Here is a 2298-nt window from a genome sequence, read left to right as displayed (position 1 = left end):
GTCACGGCGCTCGACGATGAGTACGAGCACGGAGCCTCTTTCTCGGATACCTACGATGCGATTGTCGCACGGGTGCTCCGGATGCACGCCGCGCACGGGGAGCTTGTCTACGCCGTGCCGGGGCATCCGCTGATCGGGGAGACAACCGTTGCGCGGCTTCTGACCTTGACACAGCGCCAGGGGATTTCTACCCAAGTTGTGGGGGCTCCGTCGTTTGTGGATGCCTGCCTGGAAGCCGTTGGCGAGGCCGTGACCGGGGATCTTCACGTGGTGGATGCCCTGCTCCTGGATCCGGAAGCGCCCATGCCCCCTCTGGCCTTGCGAACCGGTGGCCCGATCCTGCTCTACCAAGTACACAGCCGCGCCGCCGCCAGCAACGCCAAGCTGGCACTGAGCCGTGCAGGCTACCCCGATGAGTTTTTGGTCACGGTCGTGCATGGTGCGGGCATTGTGGGCATCGAGCGAAAGGCCACGATTCCCCTCTACGAACTAGACCGAAGCGCCCACCAGAGCCTCATTGACCACCTCACGACGGTATGGGTGCCCGAGCTCGCCGAAGCCCAGCGGCTACAAGATTTTGACAAACTCCTTGGCATCGTCGCCCGCCTGCGCGACCGCGAGGGCGGCTGTCCCTGGGATCTGAAGCAGACTCACGCCAGCCTGCGCCGCTATGTCCTCGAAGAAGCCTACGAGGTCGCGGAGGCGCTGGATAAAGGCGATCCCGAAGCGCTTTGTGAGGAGCTGGGGGATCTTCTGCTCCAGGTTCTGCTCCATGGGCAGATTGCCCGTGAGGCGGGCGACTTCGACTCCGGCGATATCTGTGCGGCTCTCTGCGAGAAGCTTATCCGGCGCCATCCCCATGTCTTTGGTGAGGCACAGGCAAGCGATGCGGCGGCTGTCCTCGTGCAGTGGAACGCCATTAAGGCCACCGAAAAAGGCAAGGAGCCCAAAGAGTCCGTCCTGGCGGGGATCACGAGCAGCCTCCCCGCGCTCTCTCTGGCACTGGAGACCAGCAAGCGCGTGGTCGCGGTCGGCTTCGAGTGGCCTGATGTTGACCAAGTCTTCGAGAAAGTGGTGGAGGAGTTGGCGGAGCTGCGGGTTGAGCTGGCTGCGGGTAAGACGGAGCGTAGCGCGGAGGAGCTGGGCGATGTGCTCTTTACTCTGGTGAATGTGGGGCGTAAGATCGGGGTGGATGCCGAGGAGGCGCTCCGGGGGCAGGTGTCACGTTTCTCGCAGCGCTGGCGTTATATCGAGGAGGCAGCGCGTGCCCAGGGTCAGCATGTGCAGGAGCTGACGCTTGCTCAGCAGGAAGCTCTTTGGCAAGAGGCCAAACGCTCCGAAAAAGAAGCCCCGCGCGTGGCGAAAGGTCAATAGAATGCAACGAGGAGTCAGTCAGAAAGTCACCACGGATAAAAGCCAGTATCCCTCTCAGCGTGCGGTGGAGATCATGGGATATCTCTTCAACGACGGGTCCTCTCCTATTTTCTTTACCGTCGGGACACGCTTCGAGTTCGAGATTCGCGTGCGGGAGAGCCGCAGCCGCAAAGTCGTCTGGACTTGGTCAAAAAACAAGGTCGGGCCTCCTACCGAGACAATTCGGGTAGAGCCGGGGCAGTGGCGCGAGCACCGTGAGATCTGGGATCGGCGCGATGACAGCGGGAAGCGGGTTCCTGCGGGCACCTACGAGATTGAGTTCACGCATCTGCCCTTTACGGCGCCGGTGACGACGCAAGTTTATTTGATGGATCGTGAGCTACCCGGAGGCGATCCCGATCCCGTGCCGCCCCCCATCCGTGTACGCCCGCCGCAACCGGGAGGGGGAGGGCGTCTGCAATCCACGATTCAGGCCGACCGGGGCCGTGTCCGTGCGGGGGAGAGCGTCCGCCTTACCTACACCGTCACCAACACCGGCGCTCTGCCCGTTGCTTTGGAGTTTTCCTCGGGGCGCCAGTACGACATGGAAGTGCGCCGTCGCCCTGAGCCCAATGCCCGCTATGCCACAGGGGCACTGACCGTCTGGCAACTCTCACGGGGGCGCTCCTATATCATGGCGCTCACCCGGCTCACACTAGCACCGGGCGAGAGAAAACTCTTCACGGAGACCTGGGCGGTACCAGGCAAGCTCCCTGCGGGGAGCTACGAGCTGGTGGGGTATCTGCCGATTAGGGGGGGCACCAACACCGCCGAGGCCCTGGGAATCCTGAGCGTCATCCCCTGAGTCCCGCCGGTTAGAGCGGCGGGACTAGAGAGCGCTTCGCGCTACAAAGGCCGTTCCGGCCATACCGAATTTTATGGGCG

General features: G+C 62.9%; 2 protein-coding genes. Both read left to right on the top strand.

Annotated elements, in window-relative coordinates:
- Positions 1 to 1374: nucleoside triphosphate pyrophosphohydrolase (mazG, locus tag ACH2EH_RS02910; protein WP_395138778.1), on the top strand; the 1374-nt coding region annotated here is incomplete at its 5' end.
- A 1-nt stretch (position 1375) separates the two neighbouring features.
- Positions 1376 to 2218 (top strand): BsuPI-related putative proteinase inhibitor, encoded by an 843-nt coding sequence (locus tag ACH2EH_RS02905; RefSeq protein WP_395138775.1) that lies wholly within the window; start codon positions 1376 to 1378, stop codon positions 2216 to 2218.
- Positions 2219 to 2298 lie beyond the last annotated feature (80 nt).

It is taken from the genome of Armatimonas sp. (assembly GCF_043760365.1).
Lineage (GTDB): Bacteria > Armatimonadota > Armatimonadia > Armatimonadales > Armatimonadaceae > Armatimonas.
Note: the sequence above shows the minus strand (reverse complement) of the source record. Positions and strands in the feature narration are given on the sequence as shown.